This window comes from uncultured Chitinophaga sp. (genome assembly GCF_937874145.1).
Classification (GTDB): Bacteria; Bacteroidota; Bacteroidia; order Chitinophagales; family Chitinophagaceae; genus Chitinophaga.
Genome location: NZ_CALNBI010000115.1, coordinates 16,612 through 41,512, shown reverse-complemented (window position 1 = coordinate 41,512; position 24,901 = coordinate 16,612). Strand labels below are relative to the sequence as shown.

Annotated in this window: 20 protein-coding genes and 1 tRNA gene; 11 read left to right on the top strand and 10 right to left on the bottom strand. The window is 55.2% G+C overall.

The annotated features are described in order from the left end of the window. From Q0510_RS05370 to Q0510_RS05355, 4 genes are all read right to left on the bottom strand, one after another. Positions 1 to 986, bottom strand: a 986-nt coding sequence (locus Q0510_RS05370) for a hypothetical protein (RefSeq protein ID WP_298708965.1), incomplete at its 3' end; no start/stop codon positions are given. Between the two features lie 106 nt (positions 987 to 1,092). After that, positions 1,093 to 1,746 carry a DsbA family protein gene (locus tag Q0510_RS05365; protein WP_298708963.1) on the bottom strand — a complete coding sequence of 218 codons (654 nt, stop codon included), beginning with the start codon at positions 1,744 to 1,746 and terminating at the stop codon, positions 1,093 to 1,095. Next, positions 1,743 to 2,717, bottom strand: a complete 975-nt coding sequence (locus tag Q0510_RS05360) for a manganese catalase family protein (protein WP_298708961.1) — start codon at positions 2,715 to 2,717, stop codon at positions 1,743 to 1,745. Before Q0510_RS05360 ends, Q0510_RS05365 begins: the two co-directional genes overlap by 4 nt. A 165-nt stretch (positions 2,718 to 2,882) precedes the next feature. Then, complete coding sequence (locus Q0510_RS05355) at positions 2,883 to 3,659, bottom strand: SDR family oxidoreductase (protein WP_298708960.1); 777 nt, start codon at positions 3,657 to 3,659, stop codon at positions 2,883 to 2,885. A 121-nt stretch (positions 3,660 to 3,780) separates the two neighbouring features. Between Q0510_RS05355 and Q0510_RS05350 the strand changes: the two genes are divergently transcribed. Beyond that, complete coding sequence (locus Q0510_RS05350) at positions 3,781 to 3,990, top strand: hypothetical protein (protein WP_298708957.1); 210 nt, start codon at positions 3,781 to 3,783, stop codon at positions 3,988 to 3,990. Between the two features lie 13 nt (positions 3,991 to 4,003). Here the strand turns inward: Q0510_RS05350 and Q0510_RS05345 are convergent, their stop codons facing one another. Beyond that, positions 4,004 to 4,759, bottom strand: coding sequence for a YgaP-like transmembrane domain (locus tag Q0510_RS05345; RefSeq protein ID WP_298708955.1), 756 nt, complete (start codon positions 4,757 to 4,759; stop codon positions 4,004 to 4,006). A 46-nt stretch (positions 4,760 to 4,805) separates the two neighbouring features. Further along, the gene (locus Q0510_RS05340) at positions 4,806 to 5,024 is read right to left on the bottom strand and encodes a hypothetical protein (RefSeq protein ID WP_298708953.1); all 219 of its coding nucleotides are present in this window, start codon (positions 5,022 to 5,024) and stop codon (positions 4,806 to 4,808) included. Positions 5,025 to 5,243: 219 nt separating this feature from the next. Between Q0510_RS05340 and Q0510_RS05335 the strand changes: the two genes are divergently transcribed. After that, positions 5,244 to 6,704 (top strand): hypothetical protein, encoded by a 1,461-nt coding sequence (locus tag Q0510_RS05335; RefSeq protein ID WP_298708951.1) that lies wholly within the window; start codon positions 5,244 to 5,246, stop codon positions 6,702 to 6,704. Between the two features lie 39 nt (positions 6,705 to 6,743). Here the strand turns inward: Q0510_RS05335 and Q0510_RS05330 are convergent, their stop codons facing one another. Further along, the gene (locus Q0510_RS05330; protein ID WP_298708949.1) at positions 6,744 to 8,267 is read right to left on the bottom strand and encodes a sulfatase; all 1,524 of its coding nucleotides are present in this window, start codon (positions 8,265 to 8,267) and stop codon (positions 6,744 to 6,746) included. On the opposite strand from Q0510_RS05330, the gene Q0510_RS05325 reads away from it, so the two are divergent. Continuing rightward, a complete protein-coding gene (locus Q0510_RS05325) occupies positions 8,266 to 9,186 on the top strand; it encodes an SH3 domain-containing protein (RefSeq protein WP_298708947.1) in 921 nt (306 codons plus the stop codon). The two genes, Q0510_RS05330 and Q0510_RS05325, sit on opposite strands and share 2 nt — an antisense overlap. Positions 9,187 to 9,196: 10 nt before the next feature. Here Q0510_RS05325 and Q0510_RS05320 read toward each other — a convergent pair whose 3' ends face one another. Beyond that, positions 9,197 to 9,607 carry a hypothetical protein gene (locus Q0510_RS05320; protein ID WP_298708945.1) on the bottom strand — a complete coding sequence of 137 codons (411 nt, stop codon included), beginning with the start codon at positions 9,605 to 9,607 and terminating at the stop codon, positions 9,197 to 9,199. A gap of 44 nt (positions 9,608 to 9,651) precedes the next feature. After that, complete coding sequence (locus Q0510_RS05315) at positions 9,652 to 9,837, bottom strand: hypothetical protein (protein ID WP_298708943.1); 186 nt, start codon at positions 9,835 to 9,837, stop codon at positions 9,652 to 9,654. Between the two features lie 98 nt (positions 9,838 to 9,935). Between Q0510_RS05315 and Q0510_RS05310 the strand changes: the two genes are divergently transcribed. The 6 genes from Q0510_RS05310 (at position 9,936) to Q0510_RS05285 (ending at position 21,961) form a co-directional block, all read left to right on the top strand. Further along, on the top strand, positions 9,936 to 10,532 hold the full coding sequence (locus Q0510_RS05310) for a hypothetical protein (RefSeq protein ID WP_298708941.1): 597 nt from the start codon (positions 9,936 to 9,938) through the stop codon (positions 10,530 to 10,532). Between the two features lie 4 nt (positions 10,533 to 10,536). Further along, a complete protein-coding gene (locus Q0510_RS05305) occupies positions 10,537 to 12,099 on the top strand; it encodes a flotillin family protein (RefSeq protein WP_298708939.1) in 1,563 nt (520 codons plus the stop codon). 151 nt (positions 12,100 to 12,250) lie between these two features. Further along, a complete protein-coding gene (locus Q0510_RS05300) occupies positions 12,251 to 15,655 on the top strand; it encodes a PVC-type heme-binding CxxCH protein (RefSeq protein WP_298708937.1) in 3,405 nt (1,134 codons plus the stop codon). Between the two features lie 79 nt (positions 15,656 to 15,734). Further along, a complete protein-coding gene (locus tag Q0510_RS05295) occupies positions 15,735 to 17,000 on the top strand; it encodes a PQQ-dependent sugar dehydrogenase (RefSeq protein WP_298708936.1) in 1,266 nt (421 codons plus the stop codon). Between the two features lie 331 nt (positions 17,001 to 17,331). Then, positions 17,332 to 20,376, top strand: a complete 3,045-nt coding sequence (locus tag Q0510_RS05290; protein ID WP_298708934.1) for a TonB-dependent receptor — start codon at positions 17,332 to 17,334, stop codon at positions 20,374 to 20,376. A gap of 19 nt (positions 20,377 to 20,395) precedes the next feature. Continuing rightward, the gene (locus Q0510_RS05285; RefSeq protein ID WP_298708932.1) at positions 20,396 to 21,961 is read left to right on the top strand and encodes a RagB/SusD family nutrient uptake outer membrane protein; all 1,566 of its coding nucleotides are present in this window, start codon (positions 20,396 to 20,398) and stop codon (positions 21,959 to 21,961) included. Between the two features lie 56 nt (positions 21,962 to 22,017). On the opposite strand, the gene Q0510_RS05280 is transcribed toward Q0510_RS05285, so the two are convergent. After that, positions 22,018 to 23,136 (bottom strand): sialidase family protein, encoded by a 1,119-nt coding sequence (locus tag Q0510_RS05280; RefSeq protein WP_298708930.1) that lies wholly within the window; start codon positions 23,134 to 23,136, stop codon positions 22,018 to 22,020. A gap of 87 nt (positions 23,137 to 23,223) precedes the next feature. Here Q0510_RS05280 and Q0510_RS05275 point away from each other — a divergent pair. Both Q0510_RS05275 and Q0510_RS05270 read left to right on the top strand, forming a co-directional pair. Further along, positions 23,224 to 23,296: transfer RNA gene (locus tag Q0510_RS05275), tRNA-Lys, on the top strand. A gap of 483 nt (positions 23,297 to 23,779) precedes the next feature. Continuing rightward, positions 23,780 to 24,901 (top strand): 5-(carboxyamino)imidazole ribonucleotide synthase, encoded by a 1,122-nt coding sequence (locus Q0510_RS05270; RefSeq protein WP_298708928.1) that lies wholly within the window; start codon positions 23,780 to 23,782, stop codon positions 24,899 to 24,901.

Genomic DNA, 24,901 nt, shown 5'->3' with positions numbered 1-24,901 from the left:
AAAGCATGAAGGCCGTCCTGTATCGTTTCAATGATTTTCAGATCCGGCCCCTTCGCCCATTTTTCATATTCCATCAGCGGCAGCAAAACCGCCAGTTGCACCATGATCTCCGGCGCGGTGTCGTAATCGCAGAGGTAAGCGTTGAGGTAGGAATGGCCTCCTGCGCGATACCAGCAGCCGCAATTCACCTGTAAATCACGGAGCGTGCCCTGCAGCACGGTTTGCCAGGGTTTATAACTGGTCACCGGCAACGGGATGTGCAGGTACAAACGCCCCAGCATTTGCAGGAACAGCGCTGCCAGGTCGTTCTCGTCTTCCGGCCTGTCTTCATGCATCATGAGGAAAGCGTCATTGATCGTGATCTCCGTATTGGCAGGCAGCGGGTCATCGGGCGCCGCCGGCAAGCCGAAACCCAGTTCCGGCCACGCTCCGCCGACGGTATCTCCCAGGCCTTTTTTCGTATGCAACGCATAGTCGTTGAGCGCCGTTAAATTTTGAAAGTAGAGGAAAGTGCAGGAGTCCGTACTGTCGATGCCACCGAATAGCCACCCCGAACGGATGCCCTCCTGCTGCACATACAGTTTGCCTTTGAAGGGCTCCTTCGCCTGCGAAGGCCGGCAAACCATAAGGTCGCGGGGCCAGAAAGGGATGCGCAAATCGGCTTTCGGTGTGAGTTTGGTTGTGCAACGGATAATGGGAACAGATGGATCAGGCAGGTAGATAGGAATATGGTAACGGCCCACAACGCATTCCGCCAGCATTTTAAAAGAATCACCGCCTGCATCCGTGTGCAATAACTTGAAACCGTTGCCGGGGAAATATCCCGACCGCAGGGCAAGTACAGTTTGGCGCCTGACGGATACTTTAATCCACAGTGAATCGTCGGAAACATGGGCTTCGTATTCAATATTGCCCGTTTTCCTGTGCCACAGCGGCCCGTTTTCGGGCCTGTTGTCGAAGTGATACCAAGGAGAAAAGCCTTTCATGCGTAAGTATTTGGTTATAACATTGCCTGGGTTACAAATAAGCGGGTTTGGTGGAAAAGCTTCCACAGTTATCACAGGTCTCAAATTAAGTACCGGGATTTATCCGTCAGGCGGCAGATTCCTGCCCTTCCAGATAGTCTTTGATGATGGAATGCCACGCCTCTGCCGGCCGGTAGCCCGTGAAAAGGACGCCCGGACGGCCATCCATGGCGAGAATGAAAGTAGGGTAACGATGGATGCCTTTCAACTGGGCCTCGTTCATATCGGCCTGCAAGGCTGCGGAAGCTACGGGCGAAACGAGGTCTTTGCGGAACTGGTCCATATCCAGGCCGGCGCCCTCCGCCACGCTGATCAGCACTTCCTTCCGCGCGATGTTCCTGCCGCCCGCCATAACAGCGTAGCGCAATGCAAATAGCATTTCTTCTTCTTTTCCCTGCATTCCCGCGCATTTCACCGCAAGGCAGGCGGGCCAGCTGGAAGCTGGCGGATCGGTGATCCATATCTTTTCGTTGAATGGCTGGCCGGAGGCGTATTTGGCTTCCAGCCACACAGGCCCCATCTGGACAGGGCGCGAAACGGCCTGCATGGTATCGCGGTAAGAAGACCAATCTTTGATCAGTCCGCCCATCACATATCGCCATTGCAGTTGACCCTGCCAGGTCTCGCGCACCTGTTGCCAGACGGGCTCCAGGGCCCAGCTCCAACAACAGAGCGGGTCCGTAAAATAAGTGAGCCTCAGTCCTGTCTTGCTTCCGTTCATGATTCCGTATTTGCTATGCCGTTTGCGTCGGGGTCTTTATCCATATTCCATTGCATGCCGCTGACGGGCGTCGCCATTTTCACCATATCACTGCGCACTTTCGACATTTCCCGGTCCATTTCAGCGACCAGTTCCGGTGTACGCGGGGTGCCTTTCGGTTCGCAATCGAGCAGTCCGTTCGTTTCCATAACATGCTTCACCGGGTCGTCGATATACTGCCAGGTTTCCCCCAGGTGCGTGGACGCGCCTTCGTTCCAGGGGCCTCTGTAGTCCGTGCCGTTCGACATGTTGAAATAGAGATTGCTGTACCGGGGATCGCTTTGCAGGACGCCCGGCGGGAAGTTGGGCTGAATGGTATCCAGCGCCGCCTGGAACATCTGGAAGTGCGCCACTTCGCGGGTCATGAGGAAGTTCAGCGTCTCTTTCACATACGGGTCGTCGGTAAACTGCAGGAGATATTCGTAAGTGATCTTCGCGCGGGACTCGGCGGCAATGTCGGAACGCAGGTCCACCGAAAGATCGCCGTTGGCGTCGCCGTTGATGTACGCTGCCGTCCAGGGAACGCCCTGGCTGTTGGTGAGCGCCGGACCGCCGCCGGTGGAAGTCAGGATCTGCGGGGCTACCATGGCTTTATGGATGAAGGATTCGCGGGCGGCGGAGCCGTCGAGCAGCTGCATGATTTCTGAGCTGTCGGCCGCGTTTTTCAGCGCGCCGTTCACGCCTGAAAGCAGCATCTGGATGGTGGCGCCAACGATTTCGAGGTGGCTGAACTCCTCCGTCGCAATGTCCATCAGCATATCGTACTTATCGGGAAACGGGTTACGGGCGCCAAAAGCCTGCGTGAAGTAGCGCATGGCCGCCGCCAGCTCCCCGTTGGCGCCGCCGAACTGTTCCAGCAGCAAAGAGGCGAACGCGGGATCGGGGCGGGAAACGCGCGCATTGAACTGTAATTCCTTTACGTGGTAGAACATAACAATGATTTTATGTGGGAAATGATGTTTTGGAGTATGATCCAATAAACATTCCATTTCGATTTCATGTAACAGCAGGAAATTCGTCTTGTTGTTGAGGCAAGTAGTTGTGTCTGAAAAGAAACGAATGTGTAAACCCTCCTCAACACGGGGCGCACCACGCTGTTAAATCAGCTGCTTATGCGGACGGATTTTCATATCCACCACATCGCAACGCTCCGGCCGCGTGATCACGAAAAGCACGGCTTCGGCGATATCTTCCGCCATGAGCATTTCCTGTGCTTCAATCTTCTTCAATTTTTCTTCGGCAGGCTGTTCCTGCATATCCGTATCCACCGCACCGGGCTCGACCAATGAAATGCGGATGCCTTTGGGATTGAGCTCTTTCCTGGCCGCTTCGGCAAATCCCTGGATACCGGATTTCGTTGCCACGTATACGGAGCTCTTGGGATCGCGGGTGTCTGCGCTCATGGAGCCGATATAAATGATCTGTCCCTTACCACCGGCGCTTTCCATCCTTTTGGCAGCTTCATGCGTACAGGCCAGGTAGCCGAGCATATTTACGTTGAGGATGTATTGCCATTCCTCATAATTGCCTTCCATAATGCCCTGGTAGCCCAACGCGGCATTGTTGACCAGTACGTCGATGCCGCCGTTGGCGTCTACTTCGGAGAAGATCTTTTTAATCCCTTCTTCCGTGGCCACGTCCGCCGTAAAACCGACGGGATCGTTGCCGGAAGCGGACTCCCGGATATCTTCCAACGCCTCGTTCATAGCGTTTTCATCGCGGCCGAAGATCATTACGCTTGCGCCTTCCGCCGCCAGCATGCGCGCGATTTCGCGCCCGATACCGGTGGTGCCCCCGGTAATGAGGACTTTTTTTCCTTCCAAAGAAATGTATTGCCCCTGCAATGTTTTGCGGGCGGTTTGTTGTTCCTGCATAACCGGAAATTTTAAAGTTTGAAAAATAGACTGACGGAAAAATCCAACCGAAAAGCATGCCACGCCAACAGCATTAACCGTGGCCTGTGGTTTGCCGTACTTACCTTATAAACCATTCGTTATGACCAGGCAGATCATCATCAACATTCAAGGCATGGACCATATGCTGAACGCGCAGATCGAAAGAATCGCAGGCGCCACCGTCTTCCACATTTCCGGCGGTGATTATGTAAAAAACACCGTAGGAAAGGATTTCGATGTAGTGATGTCCGACGAAAACGACCTTCCCCTCTTCCGGCCTGAAAGCCAGACCGCAGATGGGAAAATCTGAATCCATCGCTACGTCACCATTCGGATTCTTTTCCGTTGGATGTATGTTTCGTGAAATGCGTTTTATGGCGGTTGCGCCTGCCGGGCTGGCTACTGTCGGCCGGCAGGTTTCCCGTCTCCATAAAATAGCCGAAGCTCAGGAGTTCTTCCCGGAGCATGTCTTTGAACATGGGGGTAAACAACCTTGCAATGGATTCACCTGCCGGGCCCAGCGGTGCGCGGTAAGTGATCACGGCCTGAATTTCAGTCTGCCCTTCTCCCGCATCGCGGAATTCCACCTTGCCGGCATTGTCGAGCACGCTGCCGGGGAGGGAATTCCATCCCAGGAAACTGCCTTCTTCTTCCTTAACAATTTCAGCGTCCCAGGACAGGATCGCCGGAAAACCGGGGAATTGCGCGACCCAGTGCGATTGCCCGCCTTCGCGTTCCTCCACGGATTGGAGATGTTTCATGAACAACGGCAAGTTTTCCAGTTTCCGCCAGAAAGCATATACCACTTCCCGCGGTTTATTGACGGTGATGGTGCTGCGGATATTGATATTTTGTACGGGATCCGGGAGCCGTTGCTTGCCAATCGCAGTATACAACGGGCAATTCCCCGAAACGGCCCGGTAGAGCAGGTACGCTCCCGCTGCGCCTTTCAGGGCTTTAGCGCCGGGGTTTGTCAGTGCTTTCCATACGAGCACGGCACCCGCCGCGGCGGAAAGCACACGTTCCAATTTCCCGACATTCACTGGTGGTTTGGGGCCTGTGCATGCATTTTCGTTCATACGGTTGTTTGTTTGGTGTAGATGAATAATCGTTGACGGGTGCCCTTCAGGGCTGGCCTTCCGTGTCGGGATCCTGATCCTCGCTTTCAACCTCCTCTTCGCGAAGGTCGTTGTCTAACAGATCCTGCTCGTCGACCACGGGCGAGCCGTCTTCTTCCCGGACAGTGTCTCCCGGGATATTTTGCGGATCAACGGAGCCGCGTTCGGCTTCTTCACGGTTTACCGGCACGGTGGTGCCATGGATTTCCTGCTGTTCGTTCTGCATAACAAATAGTTTTGAAAGATGATTGAAACGTTTTCTATAACAACTGCAAACGCCGTGCGTATCGAAACAGCAGGAGAAAGCGGGCCGGCTTTGTGTAAACCTTCCGCAAAGTGAGGATTAGCGTGGAAACAGCCGCAGGATCGGAATTTTCATACCCGCAGGGATGCCGGAGGTATGGAGTTTGTACCGGTTTTTCCTGATCACCAATTCAATTTCACCATGGGAAAAGACAGAGAAGGGAAATACATCCCGCCAAAAGGAAAACCTTCGGGAAAAGGCGATGAAAGCGAACTCGGGCTCCGCCCCAACCTGGAAGGCACTACACTGGAACAAGACGGCGACATCACGCAGCGATATACCGAAAACGAGGAGAAACCAGCGGCCAATGTGCGCGTGCTGCACCCTAACCGCAACGTATTGAAGGGAGAAGAAGAACTGGCCGCGCCCAAACCGCGCCCTGCTGCGGGAGCGCCCTCCCATTCAGGTAAGCAAATTACGCCCGAGGGAATTACAGAAATTAATACCCTCGACCGCGAAATCTTCACGCAGCTGTCGAACCACCGCGCACCCTTGACCATTTCCGTGTATCTGCCCACCCACAGCCGCGGAGTGGAAGTGAACGAGCAGCAAGACAGCATCGCACTGAAGCACCTCGTTCGCCAGGTGGAACTGGCGCTCCTCAGCAATGGCGCTCCGCGCCACGAACTGGGGCCGCTCATGGAATGCGCCCGGATCATGGTGCACGACGACCAGTTCTGGCGCAACCAGCGCGAAGGGCTCGCCATCTTCCTCGCACCCGGCAACTGCCGTTTCATCCGGCTGCCTTACTCGGTAAAACAGGAATTCTACATCAATCATACGTTCTACCTGAGCCCGCTCCTGCCGCTCCTCACCGCCGACGAGCGCTTCTACCTCCTGGCCCTCAGCAAACACCGCGCAACGCTCTACGAAGCCGACGCCTGGGGCATGCATGAAGTGGAAGTGCCCGGCATGCCGCGCGGCGTGGAAGATGTCGTCCATTTTGAAGAAAAAGACGACCAGAAGCTCTTCCGCACCAGCAGCTCCGGCGCAGGCCAGGGCGCCAATTACCACGGCATCGGCGCCGGCAAGCCAGACGATAAGGCGAATATTTCCATGTACCTCGACGAAGTCGACGAAACCCTTTGGAAAGAAGTGCTCCACGACAGCAATATACCGCTGATGCTGGCCGGTGTGGAATACCTCCACCCAATTTTCCGCCAGCGCACCAAATACCGGCACATGGCGGACGCGGCGCTCACCGGCAATATGGAACACGTACCCGTCAACGATTTGTTCCGGAGCGCCCGGGAGGCCATGGAGCCCTGGTTCTGCGGAAAATGCGAAAAGGCCATCGAGCGCTTCAATAACAATACCGGCAATAAACTCAGCACCACCGATCCGGCGGAAATCATTCCAGCGTGTTACTACGCACGAACGGACCTCCTGCTCGTGGCTGAAGGCGCGCACCTCTGGGGCGCTTTCGTGAAAGAAACCAACCAATTGCAGCTGCACGACCAGGAACAGGAAGGCGACGAATGCATGGTGAACGCAGCGGTCACCCAGGCGTTGATGAACGGCGCGGAAGTCCATGTGATGGACCCCGATAAAATGCCGTCCGGCGCGGTGATGGCGGCCGTGATGCGGTATCAGCAGATATAACAAAAAAGCCCGGTCAAATTTGAACCGGGCTTTATCATGTTATCCTTTATCGAACGTCCGCAAAGCGTCGTCGTCTTTATATTGGAGGATCTGCCGGCGAAGCTCCGCTTTCAGGTCGGCGGTGATTTTCTCATAACCTTTCCGGCCGATCAGGTTGCGCACCTGCCCGGGATCTTTTACGAGGTCGTATAATTCCCAGTTATCCGCGGGGCCGTAGAACCGGATGAGAGTATACCGTTCCGTTCTCAGGCCGAAGTGCGGCGATACGCGGTGCGGTTCGGGATACTCGTAATAATGATAATATGCCGCTTTGCGCCATGCGGATTTGTTGCCGTTGCGCGTAACCAGGGGCATGAAGGATTTCCCCTGCATTTCGTCTGGAACAGGTACGCCGGCCCAGTCTAAGATCGTGGGCGCCCAGTCGATGTTGCACATCAGTTCCTTCACCTGTGTGCCGGGCTTGATCTTGCCGGGGTAGCGGACTACGAAAGGCGTCCGCAGCGATTCTTCGTACATGAAGCGCTTGTCGAACCAGCCGTGTTCGCCGAGGTAAAAACCCTGGTCAGATGCATATACCACCACCGTATTTTCGGCAAGGCCCGTGCGGTCGAGGTAGTCGAGCAGGCGGCCGATGTTGCGGTCGAGCGAATTGGCGGTGGCCAGGTAATTCAAATAGCGCTGGTATTTCCAGGCGGTGAGCGCGGCGCCGGTGGGTTTAAGCGCGTCGAATTCCTTTGTCACTTTACCGTCGTAATATCCTTTGAATGCGGAAAGTTGTTCCGGTGTGAAGCGGTTGTAGATCCAGCCTTTATAGTTCGCGTGGACTTTCAGGTCGAAATCCAGGCGCATGGTGGCGCCGATGGTCATATCCTGGTTGCGGGCGGCTTCCCGGTTGTCGTAAGTGTCGTTGAAGTTGGCGGGCGTGGGGAAGTTGATGTGATCGTAGGCGCCGAGGTCCTGCAGGTCGGGCAGCCATTCGCGGTGCGTGGCTTTGTGGCCTACTACCATCATGAAAGGCTTCGTTGTATCGCGGTGCCGGAGCCAGTCGATGGAGAAATCTGTAACGAGATTGGTCACGTATCCCTGAACGCGGGCCGTGTCTTTTCCTTTTTCGATGAAGTCGGGATTGTAGTAGTGCCCCTGCCCCGGCAGGATGCGCCAGTAGTCGAAGCCTTCGGGCAGGCTGCCGAGGTGCCATTTCCCGATCCAGGCGGTCTGATACTGGTTTTGCTGGAGCACGCGGGGGAAGAGGACCTGCGTGACATCGAACTTCTGCTCATTGCGCGGATAACCGTTGCGGTGGCTGTACTTGCCCGTCAGCAAGGTAGCGCGGCTGGGGCCGCAGATGGAATTGGTGACCAGGGCGTTGCGGAAGATCGCGCCTTCGCGGGCGATGCGGTCGATATTCGGCGTCTGGGCGAGCTTGCCGCCGTAAGCGCTCACGGCCTGGAAAGCATGATCGTCGGAGAAAATGAAAATAATATTGGGCCTTTTGGAGGATTGCGCGGCGGACGGAAGGCTTGTCGCCAGCAGCCCCGCCAGCAGCAGTCTGCTAAATTTCATGTTCACGGTTTTGATGATGGTCTGGTCAAAGATAATCATCCCGGGCAGTTACTTGCAATCAAATAGTATATTTGACAAAAATCCCTTACATGGCCATACCGGCGATCGATATTCAATCGTTATCAATTGCAACACCATGCGCATCCAACCACCACACATCCTGCTTCCCCTGCTGCTTTTGCTGTTTACAACTACCTCCGGCCAGCAGCCCGTACCACTCGCCGTGATCAACGATCCTGATGGCTTTACCTATATCCGCAAAGGACCTTCAACTTCATCCCCTATCGTCGTAACATTGCATAACGACCAGCCGTTTGCCGTGCATCCCGGCAACGGAGATTGGTGGCGTATCGATTACGTTACATGGCAAATGAAATGGATTACCGGCGAGCCGGAAGGCTATATCCACCGCAGCCGGGTGCGGCTGCTAAGCGACATGCCGGATACTGCGCAACGGGGCATTCTTTGCCGCACCCTCGCCGCGGTAAGGAAGGAATATAAACGCGCTGATAAACTGGCCGAAGAAGCCGGCCGGATCGCTGATCCGCAGAAACGAAAAATATTGTCCGACAGCGCTTACCTGACCCGATCCCGCGCGTTTGAAGCTACCTACGAAATGATACTTGAGGAGTTGGCGGCACACATTATCCGGACCAAAGATACCGCCGTCCTGCATGAATGGCTGCTCGTTTATATCGATACAGAAGGCGCAGCACCGGAATGGCCATCGGATGCGCTGGCAATTTGTTTTTCCGGAGCGCCCGAGCTGGTGATGTCCGCAATCCGCCGGTTTCCTGCGAAAGACCGGAAAATCCTTTACGGACATATCTATTTTGGCTTGACGAACATGGAGACTGATAACCGGGAAGACATAGAGATGCTGGAAAAGTTGTTGAATGAAGATGATGGGATGAAATGACGTTAACCTATTATTGCATAAACACATCATCCCTCGTCAGATCGTAGAAAAGATTCTGCAACTGGTGGAGGTGGACGATAGGGCGGCCATACGGCACAAATCCCCCTTCATGCGCCGCCAATGGCTGGAATTTGTCGCCTTCGTCGCGGATATAAATGCTGTCCGTCCGGTTGTATTTGTACGTATAAACGTCCGGATCTTCGCCATAATCCGGGTCGCCGGCGAGGAATCCGAACTGGAAGAGAAATTGCGCCTCCAGCTTGAGGGGATTGGTTTTTTCGAGGGGAAGCTTGCTGCGCGGCAGGCCGGTGTTATAAACGAAACCTTCATGAACCCCCTCCACGCGGAACACGGTTTCGACCATATGATAGTCGTAATACCAGAGCAGATTGCCGATCCTGATGTCCGTTGCTTCAATCATGCCCGGAATTTACCGTTTTTTGGGTGGATGGGAAAATCCGGCCCTCAACTTTCGTCGCGGGTGTTGCGCACCAGCCCGATACCGGCGGAAAAGAACACCACACCGATGATCCCTACGACCAGGATTTCGCGCCAGTTCGCATTCTGACGGATAAAACCATAACCGGTATACAAAATCCCGACGATGCCGAGGATGGTCAGCAGGGTGCCAAATGTCCGTTTGAGGTTCATATGCAACAGTTTTATCCTTCCCGGATCAATATTTGTGCCCTTTCACTCCTTCAAACGGCAGAATTTCATTATCTTCCCTCCGAACATATCCCTAGCCAATGATTCGTTTGTTACACATTATGGACTGGTTCAGCCCCCTTCCCGTATTCGAGAAGGTCTTTTGGTCCGTCGCCTTATTATTTTCCCTGTTATTTCTTGTCCAGAACGTGATGAGCCTCTTCGGCGGCGAGCACGACGGCGCTACCGGCGATGTTACCGACATGCTGGATGCCGACGATGGTATCGGGTTCCAGTTTTTCACGATCCGCAACATGTTCGGCTTTTTCACCATTTTCGGATGGGTGGGCCTTGCCGGCATTCACAACGGGTTCTCTCCTACCGTCACGGTGCTAACAGCTACTGTTGCCGGTTTGGGGATGATGCTCATCATGGCTGCCATGTTCTACTACACCGGGCGCCTCGCCTACGACGGTACGCTCAAAATGCAGAACGCCGTCAAAGCCAGCGGCACGGTATACCTCGCCATTCCCGCCGCCAGGTCCGGCATGGGGAAAGTTACCCTCCAGATCCAGGGCGCCTGGCGCGAGCTCGACGCCATGACCGACGACGCGGAGCCCATCCCCACCGGGGCCCTCGTCACCGTAACCTCCATCCTCGACAACCAGGCTTTAATCGTCACCAAACAAACCCGATAGATACATGGATTTCATTCTGATTGCCGTCCTTGTGGCGGTCTTTTTCGTGTTTACCCTGCTCTATGCCCTTTTCAAGCGGTATAAACGCTGCCCTTCCGACCAGATCCTTGTGGTATATGGTAAAGTGGGCAAAGGGCCCGACGGGTCGCATTCCGCCAAATGCATCCACGGCGGCGCCGCCTTCATCTGGCCCGTGATCCAGGATTATGCTTTCATGGAGCTTACGCCTATCTCCATCGAAGTAAACCTGACCAACGCCCTGAGCCGGCAAAACATCCGCGTGGACGTACCCTCCCGCTTCACCGTGGCCATCTCCACCGAGCCCGGCACCATGACCAACGCGGCAGAACGCCTCCTGGGCCTGCAGCGCTCCGCCATCCACGACCTGGCCAAAGACATCATCTTCGGCCAGCTCCGCCTGGTGGTAGCTACCATGGATATCGAAGAGATCAACAACAACCGTGATAAATTCCTCGCCAACGTTGCGTCGAACGTAGAAGCCGAAATCAAGAAGATCGGTATGAAACTGATCAACGTAAACGTGACGGACATCAAGGACGAATCCGGCTACATCGAAGCTCTCGGTAAAGAAGCCGCCGCCAAGGCCATCAACGAAGCCAAGAAAAGCGTGGCTGAACAGGAAAAACTGGGTGAAACCGGTAAAGCCGAAGCCGACCGCGAAAAGGATATCACCATCCAGCAAACGCTGAAAAACCGCGACGTAAGCATCGCGGAAACCCAGCGCGACAGGGATACCCAGATCGCCACGGCCAATAAAGACAAAGCCATCCTCATCGCCGCCGCCAACCGCGACGAGGCCATCGGTAAAGCCGAGGCCGAAAGAGACACGCGTATCCGCGCTTCACAAGCCAATGCCCTCGCCGTGGAAGGTGAAAATACCGCCCGCGTGCACATCGCGCAGTCGGAAGCGGAGCGCCGCGAAAAAGAAGCGGAAGCGGCAAAGCGCGCCGTGGCAGCGGAGAAAATCCAATCCGCAAAAGCGCTTGAAGAAGCGTACGTAGCGGAAAGAAGAGCGGAAGACGCGCGCGCCGACCGCGAACGCGCTTCCCAGAACGCCAACATCGTGGTAACCGCAGAAATCCAGAAGCAGAAAGCCATCATCGAAGCGCAGGCCGAAGCGGAAAAAATCCGTGAAAAAGCCAAGGGTGAGGCAGACGCGATCTACGCAAAAATGGAAGCGGAAGCAAAAGGTATGTTCGAAATTCTTACCAAACAGGCGGAAGGTCTCGATAAAATCGTTCAGGCCGCAGGTAATAATTCGAAAGACGCCGTATTGCTGCTCATCGCCGACAAATTGCCTGAGCTCGTGAAAATGCAGACCGAAGCCATCAAAAATATCAAGATCGACAAGGTCACCGTTTGGGACGGCGCCAACGGCCAAAACGGGCAATCCTCGACCGCAGGGTTCATCAGCGGCCTCTACAAAGCCGTTCCGCCCCTGCAGGACATGTTCAACATGGCCGGGATGGACCTTCCCAATTTCCTCGGTAAAAACAAAAATGGCGACACCACACTGCCAGCCATCACCGAACAGGAAGAACAATAAAATTTGCAGGAAGCCATCCTCCCGGGTGGCTTCTTCTTTTCCCCTCCCCGCCCAAAAGGGATGAACGGCGTTGCGTTTTTTACCGATTTTGCCTATTTTGACTGGCCTCCGGGATGAGCCCGGAAATTTCTTCCACGTCAAGATTGCTAGTATGAAACTACCCGTTCTGCGCCAGGCATCGTCCTGCGCCCTTGTCTTTTCCGCACTCCTGGCCGGTTGCGGCCAAAAGGCCGTTGATCTGCGGATCAAAAAAATGGACTCTGCCCAAACGGCGAAGATCGCCACCGCTATTGAAGCCGAAATAAAACCGGAACTGGCGGAAGGATTGACGCTCAGCCTCTGGGGGATCGATTCGCTCGTGGTGTCGCCCATCGCCATCGATATCGACGACAACGGCAGCATCTATTACACCACCACCAACCGGCAGAACAATTCCGAATTCGACATCCGCGGGCACCGGGAATGGGAGATCCCTTCCATCAGCCTGGCCACCGTCGAAGACCGCCGGAAATTCCTGCACGAAGAACTTTCCCCCGAAAACAGCCACCGCAACAAATGGCTCGCCGACCTCAACGGCGACAGCTCCCACGACTGGCGCGACCTGGCCATCGAAACGGAACACGTTTATCGCCTGGACGACCTGGATGGCGACGGCCGTGCCGAGCAATCGCAGCTGGTGGTGGATGATTTCCACGACGAAGTGACCGATGTGGCCGGCGGCGTACTGATCGACGGCAAAGATCTGTATGTAGCCGTGGCGCCGGATATGTGGCGGATGCGGGATAAAAACGGGGATGGGATCGCGGATGAGAAAACCTCCATGTCGCACGGGTATGCAGTGCATATCGGGTTCAGCGGGCACGGCATGTCCGGCGTGGAAATGGGGCCTGATGGAAGGATCTACTGGCAGATCGGCGACATCGGCTTCAACGGCACGGATAAAACGGGCAAGAAATGGGAACATCCCAACAGTGGCGTCATCGCACGTTCGAACCCGGACGGAAGCGACTTCGAGATTTTCGCGCACGGGCTGCGCAACACCCACGAATTTGTGTTCGACGAATACGGCAACCTCATCAGTGAAGACAACGACGGCGACCATCCCGGCGAAAAAGAGCGCCTGGTGTATATCGTGAACGGTTCGGATGCGGGATGGCGCAGCAACTGGCAATATGGAAAGTACCGCGACCCGCAGAACAATACTTATAAAGTCTGGATGGAGGAAAAGATGTACCTGCCCCGCTGGGAAGGCCAGGCGGCGTACATTACGCCCCCGATCGCCAATTTCGTGAGCGGCCCTACCGGCATGGTGTACAATCCGGGCACGGCATTGGGCCCTGAATACCATAAATCATTTTTCATCGCGGAGTTCGTGGGCAACCCTGCGGGGTCGGGGATCCACAGTTTTAAGCTGAAGCCTTCGGGCGCGGGGTTCGAGTTGGGGGAACAGAAGAAGGTACTCGGCGGCGTACTGGCCACCGGGCTGGATTTCGGGCCGGACGGCGCGTTATATGTGGCTGACTGGATAGATGGATGGGGCACGCATAAATACGGCCGCATCTGGAAACTTGATCATAAAGACGGCGCGGCAAACGCGATGCGCAAAGAAGTAAAATCGCTGATGGTGGCGGATTTCAAAAAGAAAAATCCCCAGGAACTGGGCGCCTTGCTGCAACACGCCGACTACCGGGTGCGGTTGAAAGCGCAATTCGAACTGGCGGGCCGGGGCAGTGACGGCGTCCAGGTGTTCGAAAACGCGCTGCGGCAAACCACCCATCAGCTGTCGCGGGTGCACGCCATCCAGGGTATCAGCCAGATGGCGCGCAAACAAGCGGAACATGCGGCGCTGCTGATCCCCATGCTGCAGGATAGAGACCCGGAAATCCGTGCGCTGACCGCCAAATGGCTGGGAGACATCAAATACAAACTAGCGGCTTCCGCAATCGTTCCCATGTTGAAAGACACGGCCGCCAGGGCAAGGTTCTTTGCTGCGGAAGCGTTGGGAAGGATGGAATACGCCCCCGCGGTGAATCCGCTCATCAGCATGCTGGAAGCCAATAACGACCAGGATGTATACCTCCGCCATGCGGGTGCGCTGGCATTGGCGCGCATCGGCGATCCCGCACCGGTAGCGGCCTTATCGGCACATCCCTCCAGGGCCGTGCGCATCGCGGCGGTTGTGGCGCTCCGCAGCATGAAGCATGCGGACATAGCCAGGTTCCTGCAAGACGGCGACGAGTTCATCGTTACAGAAACCGCCCGCGCCATCAACGACGATAATGGCATTGCCGCCGCCATGCCGGCACTCGGCAACCTCCTGGGCACTACCACATTCCAAAACGAACCGCTCATACGAAGGGCCATCAATGCATGCCTGCAGTCGGGCAGCGATGCGCTCCTCCAAACGCTCGTCGCCTACGCCAATAGCCCTGCAAAACCTGCTCCCATGCGGGCGGAAGCAGTAGCGGCGCTGGGCGTGTGGCCCAATCCCTCGGTGCTCGACCGGGTAGACGGGCGCCTGCGCGGCCCCCAAAAGCGCGACGACAAAAAAGTAATCGCAGCCTCTTCTGCAACGCTCATCGAGCTCCTCCGGGACAAGGAAACAAACGTAAAAACCAGCGCGGCATTGGCGCTGGAGAAACTCAAAGTCACCAGCGCATCGCCTGCTTTGCTGGCCGCCGTGAAAGCAGATCCCGCGCCGGAAATGCGCATCGCCGGGCTGAAGGCGCTCGTTGTGCTGGAAACGCCGGAACTGGAAACGGCGCTCCGCGCGGCATTGACGGATAAAGAAAAGAACGTTCGCGTGGCGGGGCTTGATTTGCTCGATAAAATGAAAGTACCCCAGGCTACCATGGCCACCCTGCTGTCTGACGTAATCGCCACCAAACCCCTGGAAGAAAAGCAGGCCGCAATTCTGGCGCTCGGCAAACTTCAAACGGAACACGCCTCCGCTCCCCTCGGCAAACTGCTCGACCAGCTGGCGGCAGGTTCCCTGGCGCCGGGCGTAGTGCTGGAACTGGGCGAGGCGATCGACAGCACCGGCTCCAAAGACCTGGCCGACAGGTATAAAGCCATCAGCGCCAAACGCGCACCCGATGAACTGTTTGCGCTCTACGCCGGCAGTCTTGAAGGCGGCGATCCCCAGCGCGGGCAGCGCATCTTTTTCCGCAACGAGAACGCCCAATGCATGAAATGCCATGCCTACGACGACCGCGGCGGTAATGCAGGGCCGCGCATCAACGGCGTAGGCGGCAGGCTGACGCGCCTCCAGATCCTCGAATCCCTCATCAACCCCAGCGCGCGGCTGGCACCTGGGTTCGGCATGGTGACGCTGGAGCTGAAAGACGGGAACAAGATCTCCGGCATCCTGTACGGCGAAAGCGCCGCCGGGTTGAAAATCAAAACCGGCACGGAACCCGAACGGCTCATCGCCGCCAATACCATCGCGAAAAAAACCTACTCCCCTTCCAGCATGCCCGACATGAAGGCCGTGTTGTCGAAGAAGGAGATACGGGACCTGGTGAGCTTCCTGTCCGAATCGAAAAAAGATGAATAGCGGGCCGGAAACGCGCAATCTTGCCAACTTGTACTATATTTAAGCACTGATTATCCATGCAAATAATCCAACATAACGTATGAACATCTATCCGACTCCCCACTTCCTCCGTACGCTGTGCGTAGGTGGCGCCGTGGTGATCGCATCCTGCGGCCAGGGCACTTCCGGCAACAGCCAGCAAGACAGCACCGCCGCCGGGGCAACCAGGGATTCCTCCATCGGGCCCGTGGAAACCGGTGCCGCCAATACCGATTACAAGCCTGCTTTTGAAGGGCAGACCAGGATCGCCGGCGTTACCACCACTACACCTTACGAAGGCAAGATGCTGGCGGAAGGGCTCAGCAAGCCCTGGGGCATCACGCCCCTGCCTGATGGCCGGCTCCTGATCACCGAAAAAACCGGCACCATGCGCATCGCCACTACCGACGGGAAACTGAGCGAGCCCATTACCGGCTTACCCGAAGTGAATTCCAAAGGCCAGGGCGGCCTCCTCGGCCTGCGCGTGGATCCCGATTTCGCGTCAAACAGGATGGTGTATTGGGTATTCTCCGAGCAAAGGCCCGGCGGCACCCTCACATCCGTAGCCAAAGGCAAGCTCTCTGCCGACGAAAAGAAAATCGAAGGCGCTACGGTGATTTACCGCGCCACACCCGAATATGACGGTACCCTTCACTATGGCGGCCGCATCCTGATCGACAAGGAAGGCAACCTCCTGGTAAGCACCGGCGAACGGTCGGACCTCAAAACCCGCCCCCAGGCGCAGGATCTCAAATCCGGCCTCGGTAAAATCGTCCGCATCACGAAAGACGGCAAGCCCGCTGCAGGCAATCCCTTCGCCGGCAACGCCGATGCACGCCCCGAACTGTATTCTTACGGTCACCGCAACGTACAAGGTTTAGCCTTCCACCCGGTTACCGGCGATCTCTGGGAAACGGAATTCGGTCCCCGCGGCGGCGACGAGCTGAACCGCGTGGAACCCGGCAAAAACTACGGCTGGCCCACGATTACTTATGGCCTGGAATACAGCGGCAAGAAGATCGGCGACAGTATCCAGCAGAAAGCCGGACTGGAGCAACCCGTGTATTACTGGGATCCCGTACTTTCTCCCAGCGGCATGACGTTCTATACCGGAACCGACATCCCCGAATGGAAAAACAACCTCTTCATCACAGGCCTGAGCAGCACGCACATCGCGCGCCTCGTGATCGAGAACAATAAAGTGGTAGGTGAAGAACTGATCCTTCCCAAAGAAGGCCAGCGTTTCCGCGATATCACCCAGGGCAACGATGGCGCCCTGTACACCGTAACCGACCAGGGACGGTTGTACCGCATCACGAAGAAATAATCAGTATATTATACAAGAAACGCCCGCGGAGCTTCGGTTTCGCGGGCGTTTTACGTTAGTTAATTCATTTACCAAACAACTCCAGCAATCAATTCGTCGCTCCCGGTATATCGCTGTTTACATAAAAAGTAAACATCCTTACCTACTCCGGAAGAAATTGCGCTATCAATTACCCCGCTCCCGCCGTATCGCTTTGCTCAAAAATTAATTATTCTTCCCCTGCTCCGGAAGATTGTCCATGTCCCCGCTAATATCCTTTACAAATCTGGTAAGATCGTTAACCTCGCCCTCCGTTCTTAACATTTATTTAGCATATCTAAATTTCACTGACATGAAAAAAACGGGAAGACTACTACTCATCTTCTTTATTTGTATCGCCAACGTCCATCTCGCAGTGGCACAGGCCCGCAAATTAACGGGCACCGTCACCGATGAATCCAATCAACCATTACCAGGCGTTTCGATCCTACTTAAAGGCAAGAACACGGGGACAACCACCGATGCGGAAGGCAAATACAGCCTGCAGATCGAATCTGGCGCCGCAATACTCGAATTCAGGCTGATGGGTTACCTGCCCGTCAGTAAATCTCCCGGCACTGCAGCCACGCTCGATGTTACCCTCGCTGCGGACATCAGGGGTATGGAAGAAGTGGTGGTGGTGGGCTTCGGCACCCGCAAACGCGCTACGGTAGCAGGTTCTGTGGGACTGATGAAGGCCGGGGCCATTGCCAACCGGCCCATTACAAATGCATCGCAGGCCCTGTCGGGCCAAGTGCCGGGGGTTTGGGTAAACCAGCAGAGCGGGCAGCCCGGCGCGGATGGCGCCACCATCCGTGTACGCGGTATCGGCACAAACGGCAACGCCAACGCGCTCGTGATCATCGATGGCGGGGTGGGATCGCTGCGCAGCGTCAATCCTGCCGACATTGAATCTATTTCCGTGCTGAGAGACGCATCCGTGGCTATTTACGGCTCACGCGCCGCCAACGGGGTGATACTCGTGCAAACAAAGAGCGGCAAGAAAGGAAGGATCAACCTTGATTTCCATACATCGTACGGCAAACAGAAAGCCACCTTTCTCCCGGAAACACCGACCAACTCCGTGGAATACATGCAACTGTACAACCAGGCGCTCATCAACCAGGGCGCACCGGTTTACTACTCCGATGCCGTGATCGATGAATACAAAAACGGGAAAGATCCTTCCATATACCCGAACACCGACTGGAGAGGGCTGGTGCTCCGGCCTGCGGGAATACAGACCAACCAGATCAGCATTTCCGGCGGTGAGAATAAAACCACTTTCAATGTATCGCTCGGGTATGCCGATCAGGATGGCATCGTTCGCAACGGCAACGCGAAGCTGCATAACCTGCGCGCCAACGTCACCACCAAGGTCAGCGATAAACTGGAAGTAGGCCTCCGCACCGGCATACGCTATGAAAAATATCGCGAATCGCACAACGGCGCCACCAACCTCTTTACAGAGCTAAACCGCACGCTTCCCTTCTTCGGCACCTACACTTCCGACGGCGAATATGCCGGCACCTGGGTACGCTCTATCAACACCCAGTTCCGCAGCCCGCTGGCGATGATTTATGAAGGGAAAAACGAAAGCGTTCGTGGTATTTTCAATGGCAACGCGTTTTTGAATTATGAGATTATCAAGGGTTTGAAGTTCAACGTTACCGCCGGTGCGGACTACTCCACTTACGACAACCAAACCTTCCTTCCGAAAGTCAACATCTACAATCCCAAAACGCTGACCCTCGCCACCACGATGAATGCCGGCGGCGCCAAAGCCTTCAACGACTGGGAAAAGACTTTATACACCACCCTCTTTACCAGCCTTTCCTATAACAGGGTTTTCGCGCAGGATCATGACCTGACGGTTATGGCCATTTACAGCCAGGAACAAAGCGACACTCGTTCGCTGGGTGGTTCCATCATGGGCTTCGTGAACAATACGCTGATGGAGATTAACGCGGGCCTGGAAACGCCGCTCATCGACGGCACCGTGAACGGCTGGGCGTTGCGTTCCTACATCGGAAGGCTGAATTACAGCTATAAGGAGAACTACCTGCTGGAAGGTATCGCACGGTACGACGGTTCGTCGCGTTTATCGCCCGCGGGCCGCTGGGGTTTGATGCCTTCGGTGCTGGTAGGCTGGCGGGTAACGCAGGAACCTTTCATGAAAAACCAAAACATCGTGGACGAACTGAAGCTGCGCGGTTCCTGGGGCCTTTCGGGTAATGACCAGATCGGTCTTTACGCCTATATGCCCACGCTTAAATTCGCCCGCTTCTATCCCCTGAACGACCAGATCCTCACCGGTATCGCGCAACGCGGGCTGGTAGATGAAACGCTCAAATGGGAAACCGGCGAAAAGATAAACTTTGGGCTGGATGCGGGTTTTCTGAAGAATAAACTGAGCGTTACCTTCGATTACTTCCGCGACGACCGTACCGATATCCTCCGGTCGCTGGAGGGCCTGCCCGACTTCCTCGGCATGCCTGACAAGCCCGTAATGAACCTCATGAGCGTCCGCAACAAGGGCTGGGAATTTTCCGCCGGCTATAACGACCAGATCGGCGCAGTGAATTTCAGCGGTGGCTTCAACATTACCCGCCTGAAGAACAGCATTCTTCACATTCCTGATCAATATTTAGCGCAAAACGCCCTGCTGAACGGCGAGCCATTGGATGCATTCTATATGTGGAAGGCCATCGGCATATTCCAGACGCAGGACCAGGTCGATAAAGCTGCGAAGCCCGCCAACGTGACCGTGGCTCCCGGCGACATCCAGTTCGAGGATATCAGCGGGCCCAATGGCGTGCCGGATGGGCTGATCAGCATGGACGACCGCCAGGTGATGGGCAAGCCTATTCCCACCTGGACCTACGGCGCCTATCTGAACGCCAGCTGGAAAGGATTTGACGCCAGGGTGAACCTGCAGGGCGTGGCCGATGTGGATTCGTATGTTGGCGGCGAACTGTATTTCCCCTTCCTGAACGGCGCGGGGATTATGAACAGGTGGATGCCCGGCAACACCTGGACGCCTGAGAACAGGGATGCCAGGCTGCCGCGGCTGCTGCAATACAACATCTCTTCCGGTCAGAACTACGCCTCCAACAGCTTCTGGCTGCAGGACGCCTCGTTCATGCGCATCAAAGATATCCAGGTGGGATATTCCTTACCGGACGCCTGGCTGAAACGCGCGAAGATCCAGGGTATCCGGGTATATGTAGACATACAGAATGCGTTCACTTTCACCCGGTTCGAAGGGATCGACCCGGAGCGGAACCTCACCAGCGCTTCTTCCGCCCAGTATCCCAACGTACGCATAATCTCCGGCGGCCTCAACGTAAAACTCTAACCGAAAACACTCGCCAGTCATGAAGAAAAACAAACTCATCATATGTCTTGCCGCCACCGCGTTCCTGGGTAGTTCCTGCGGCAAGGATTTCCTGAATAAAGTCCCCCAGGACCAGATTTCCCCTGCCACGTTCTGGAAAACGGAAGCGGATGCGAAAGCCGCCAATATCGGCTGCTATTCCTCACTATGGGACGTAACTACCGAAGTGCTTCCCTACCTCGACGTACTCACGCCCAATGCCTTCAACAACTATCCCTGGGAAGGCTGGAAAAATATCTCCCTCAGCCTGCAAACGCCCAGCGACATGGGTTCCATGGGCACACTGTACAACGGGGCCTATTCCGGCATATCGGCCTGCAATATCTTCCTCGCCAATATCGACCGGGTAACGATGGACGATGCCGCCAGGGATGTGATGAAAGGTGAAGCGCACTTCCTGCGGGCATACTATTACTCCCTGCTGACCAATTACTGGGGCGGCGTAGTGGTGCTGCTCGATGAGCCCTCGCTCGATCAGATAAATGCGAAGAAAAGCACCCGGGCGGAAGTATATGCGCAGGTGGAAAAAGACCTGCAGGCATCCATCCCCCTGCTGCCTGTTACTGCCGAGGATAAAGGCCGTGTAACCAAAGGCGCCGCATGGGGATTGCTTACCCGGGTTTATCTCTACCAGGAAAAATGGCAAGCCTGTGCCGATGCCGCTGAAGAAGTGATGAAACTGGGTTATGAGCTCTTCCCCAGCTACCGTGGTCTTTTCCTCGAGGCGAATGAAAACAACAGCGAAGTGATCTTCGACGTGCAGTTCCTCCAGCCCCGGTACCCTACGAGCTGGGACATCTACCTCGGCATTTACGACCCGCTGAATGCCCCGGGATGGAGCTCCATCGAGCCCACGCAGGACCTGGTAAACGCCTACGAAATGAAAGACGGCACGCCTTACGACCCGAACGATGCAGTGCTCAACCCTAAAAACCCGAATAACGAAAACCGCGATCCCCGGCTCGACCAGACCATCTTCAGAAGAGGTCAAAAATATAACGGCGTACCTTACCCCGTGGATGCCGACGGATGGCCCGGTGTATATACCGGATACAGCTATAAAAAGTACACCGCCTACGACACCACCACCAACCTGGGCGACGCCATCGGCGGAACCGGCCTGTCGCAGATCAATGGCATCATCATCCGGTATGCGGATATCCTGCTGATGTATGCGGAAGCAAAGAATGAACTGTCCGGCGCGGTAAGCGAGGTGTATGAAGCGATCAATGCCGTACGGGCCCGCCCCAGCGTGGATATGCCGCCGATTCCCGCTGGCCTTGGCAAAGAGCAGATGCGCCAGCGCATCCGGCACGAACGCCGGATTGAATTTGCAGGCGAAGGCCTCTACTACTCCGATATCCGCCGGTGGAAAATAGCCGAAACGGAGCTGAATAAAACACTCGTGCTGAATGGATCGCAGATGCGCGGCGCTACGGAGAAAAGGGTATTCCGGAAAGAAAAGGATTACCTCATGCCGTTCCCGCAAAACGAGATCGACAATGCGCCCAACATGAAAGATCAACAGAACCCAGGATACAAATAATAGTTCACTGAATTTTTCCTGCGCCGGCCTGTATTCCTGCAGGCTGGCTTTTTTTGCTACTCCTTCTCCCGCTCCAGTTCACGGAACTTCCTGATGCGGTGGAATGTGAGGTAATTCGCATCATGATTATTATGCGCCTTCCCCGCTCCTTCCCCGAATGCCGTCCGCGACAATACGATCATATCATTCCCTTCGAATTGCCAGTCTACATACTGAAACCCGTGATGCAGGACATCGGGGTGCTGCAGCACGATCTCATGCGTTTGCCAGCTGCGCAGGTCTGCGGAGCTCATCAGGGCCAGGGTATTGCGAAAGGTGGCGGGGTTGCGCTTCGGGTATTGGTCGCGGAATGATTGCGGGATGATGTTGGCCAGCGTCCAGTATCGGCCTGATTTCTCATCGAACCGTATCACGAACTTCTTGCTGCCGCCGGGGAATGGAATGAAGTCTTTCCCCGCATCGAAAGCCGCACGCCTGCCATCGGCGCTAATGCGGACGATAGCCGCTTTTTCATCCAAAGAACTGCGGTCGTCTACCCGCAGGATATTGACGATACTCCCATCCGGCGCGGCTACGGCGTTGCCTTCGAGCCAGCCGGTGAAGTGGCCGTCCAGCGACATCATCATGGCGCCATACCGTTTCCCCCAATCCAGCACCGGCCCGTGCGCCGTTTCCATCGCGCGCCAGATGCGGCCGTTATGGACGAGCACCGGCATGGGTGCGCAGTGGTACATACCTGCGAGGAGCAGCCCGTTTTCGCGGGTAGCAGGTTGCGTCCAGGTGGCGCCGCCGTCGGCAGAGCGCCGGATGAGAACGGTTCCGTGGTGCCGGTCGGGCCCCAGGAGGTACAGTGTGTCCTTATGCACGAAGAGGCTGGACCAGAACGCCCCGTTGACCGTGCTCACCTGCTGCCTGGATTTCCCTTTGTCGCGCGAGCGGAAGATGCGCGTTACGGCCTGTACGAACTCAGAGCTTTGCGGCCCGAAGAAGTCATGGGAAGCAACGTAGGAGCCGTCGGGCAGGATCGCCAGCGAAGGGGAGCCGATGTAGGTCTTCGTTTCCGCAGGTACATGGGTAACGATGGTGCCCGGAGGGGCCTGCTGCGCGAAGAGGCCGGCACCGGAGGCGAGGACCAGCGCGAGGAGAACAGGGAATTTCAGGAGCGAGGCTTTCATACTTCCAATATGGCGAAAATTCCCTGCAATCAGAATGCATTTTTGCGTACTGGTTGATTTTTTATTACATTTGCTCCCAATCATCAAGACTCTGTAGCTCAGTTGGTAGAGCAGCTGACTCTTAATCAGCGGGCCTAGGGTTCGAGTCCCTACAGGGTCACAGACGAAGTGAACAGGCTTCGCCAAATTTGTAGAAAACCGCGTAAATACAATGTTTACGCGGTTTTTTTATGATCCATCCGTAAAGTATTATACAAAAGGTCCTGATGCTTCGGTTAGCGAATCGGTTAGCGTACCTGCACCGTATATTCGCTAACCGGTCAGGTCGTTTACCGGTGGCCGTTTTTTCCAGTCTCCACTATTTGACGTAAATGGCATTATATTCCCTGAATCAGAAATATGCCTCTGCATTTGGTTTCCCATCAACAGGAATAAACACATTGCGGCAAATTCGCTCCGGCTATGCGCTCCCGCTACAGACACCGATTATAGGCCCCAAGACTGACATAATATAAGTATATAATATCTATAAGTTTCATATTGAATTGTTTATGCCTATGTAGCTGCACTACAGATGCATGGCAGCATATAGATTTGCCAACTGTTCTGATTGTTTTATACCTTTGCCAACCAATTAGATTCTATGCGAGAAAATTTGAAAATAGGAATACTGGGAGGTGGACAATTGGGCGCCATGTTAATAAGGCATGCGATTGATTTTGGCCTCGACATCTCCGTAATGGACAAAAACGACGCAGCTCCCAGTTCACGATACGCTTCTTCTTTTTATTGTGCAGATCCCTTGTCATTCGATGATGTGATAGAATTTGGCAAAGGCCTCGACATTATCACTATCGAGATGGAGGCCGTAAACACGGCCGCATTACGCCAGCTCGAGAAGTCCGGGGTAAAGGTATTCCCGACGCCCGACAACATTGAACTGATCCAGGACAAATTTACACAGAAACAATTTTTAATATCGCAGGGTATTCCGGTAGCTCCGGGTGAGGCTGTTGACGGCAAAGCTGATCTCCACAATTTCGAAAACAGGCTGCCGCTCTGCCTTAAAAAACGCCGTAACGGATATGATGGTTATGGAGTAATGGTTCTCAGGTCTGCAGCCGATATACAAACTGCTTTTGATGAGCCGAGCCTGCTCGAAGAGTTGGTGGATATTAAGCAGGAAATAGCCGTTATCGTCGCGAGAAATGAGCAGGGTGTTGTAAAATCTTACGCACCTGCCGCAATGGTTTTTTCTGAAGAAAAGTTCATACTGGATTACCAGATAGCGCCCGCCCAGCTGGACGGAGAGCTTGCCGGCCAGGCTACCGCGTTAGCGGAGAAGATCGCCGTAGCGCTTGGCCTGGTTGGTATTGTTGCCGTAGAAATGTTCGTGACAAAAGACGACCGGATATTAGTAAATGAGCTCGCTCCCCGGCCCCATAACAGTGGCCACCACACTATTGAAGCGAGTGTTACGTCGCAATACGAACAGCTTCTCCGTGCGATACTCGGCTTGCCATTGGGCGATCCCACCCTTCGGACCCCCTCTTTTATGTTGAACATCCTGGATAATGCATCATTCAGCAACAACAAGGAAGAGAAAATCAAAGAATTATTGGATTTGCCGGGTGTTCACCTGCACTGGTACAATAAAAAAGGTGGCCAACGGCCCGGACGAAAAATAGGGCACATCACAATTACTGACAGTACCATTGATAAAATTGTCTCAAAAGCGGAGACGGTACGTAAAATAATAAACTGA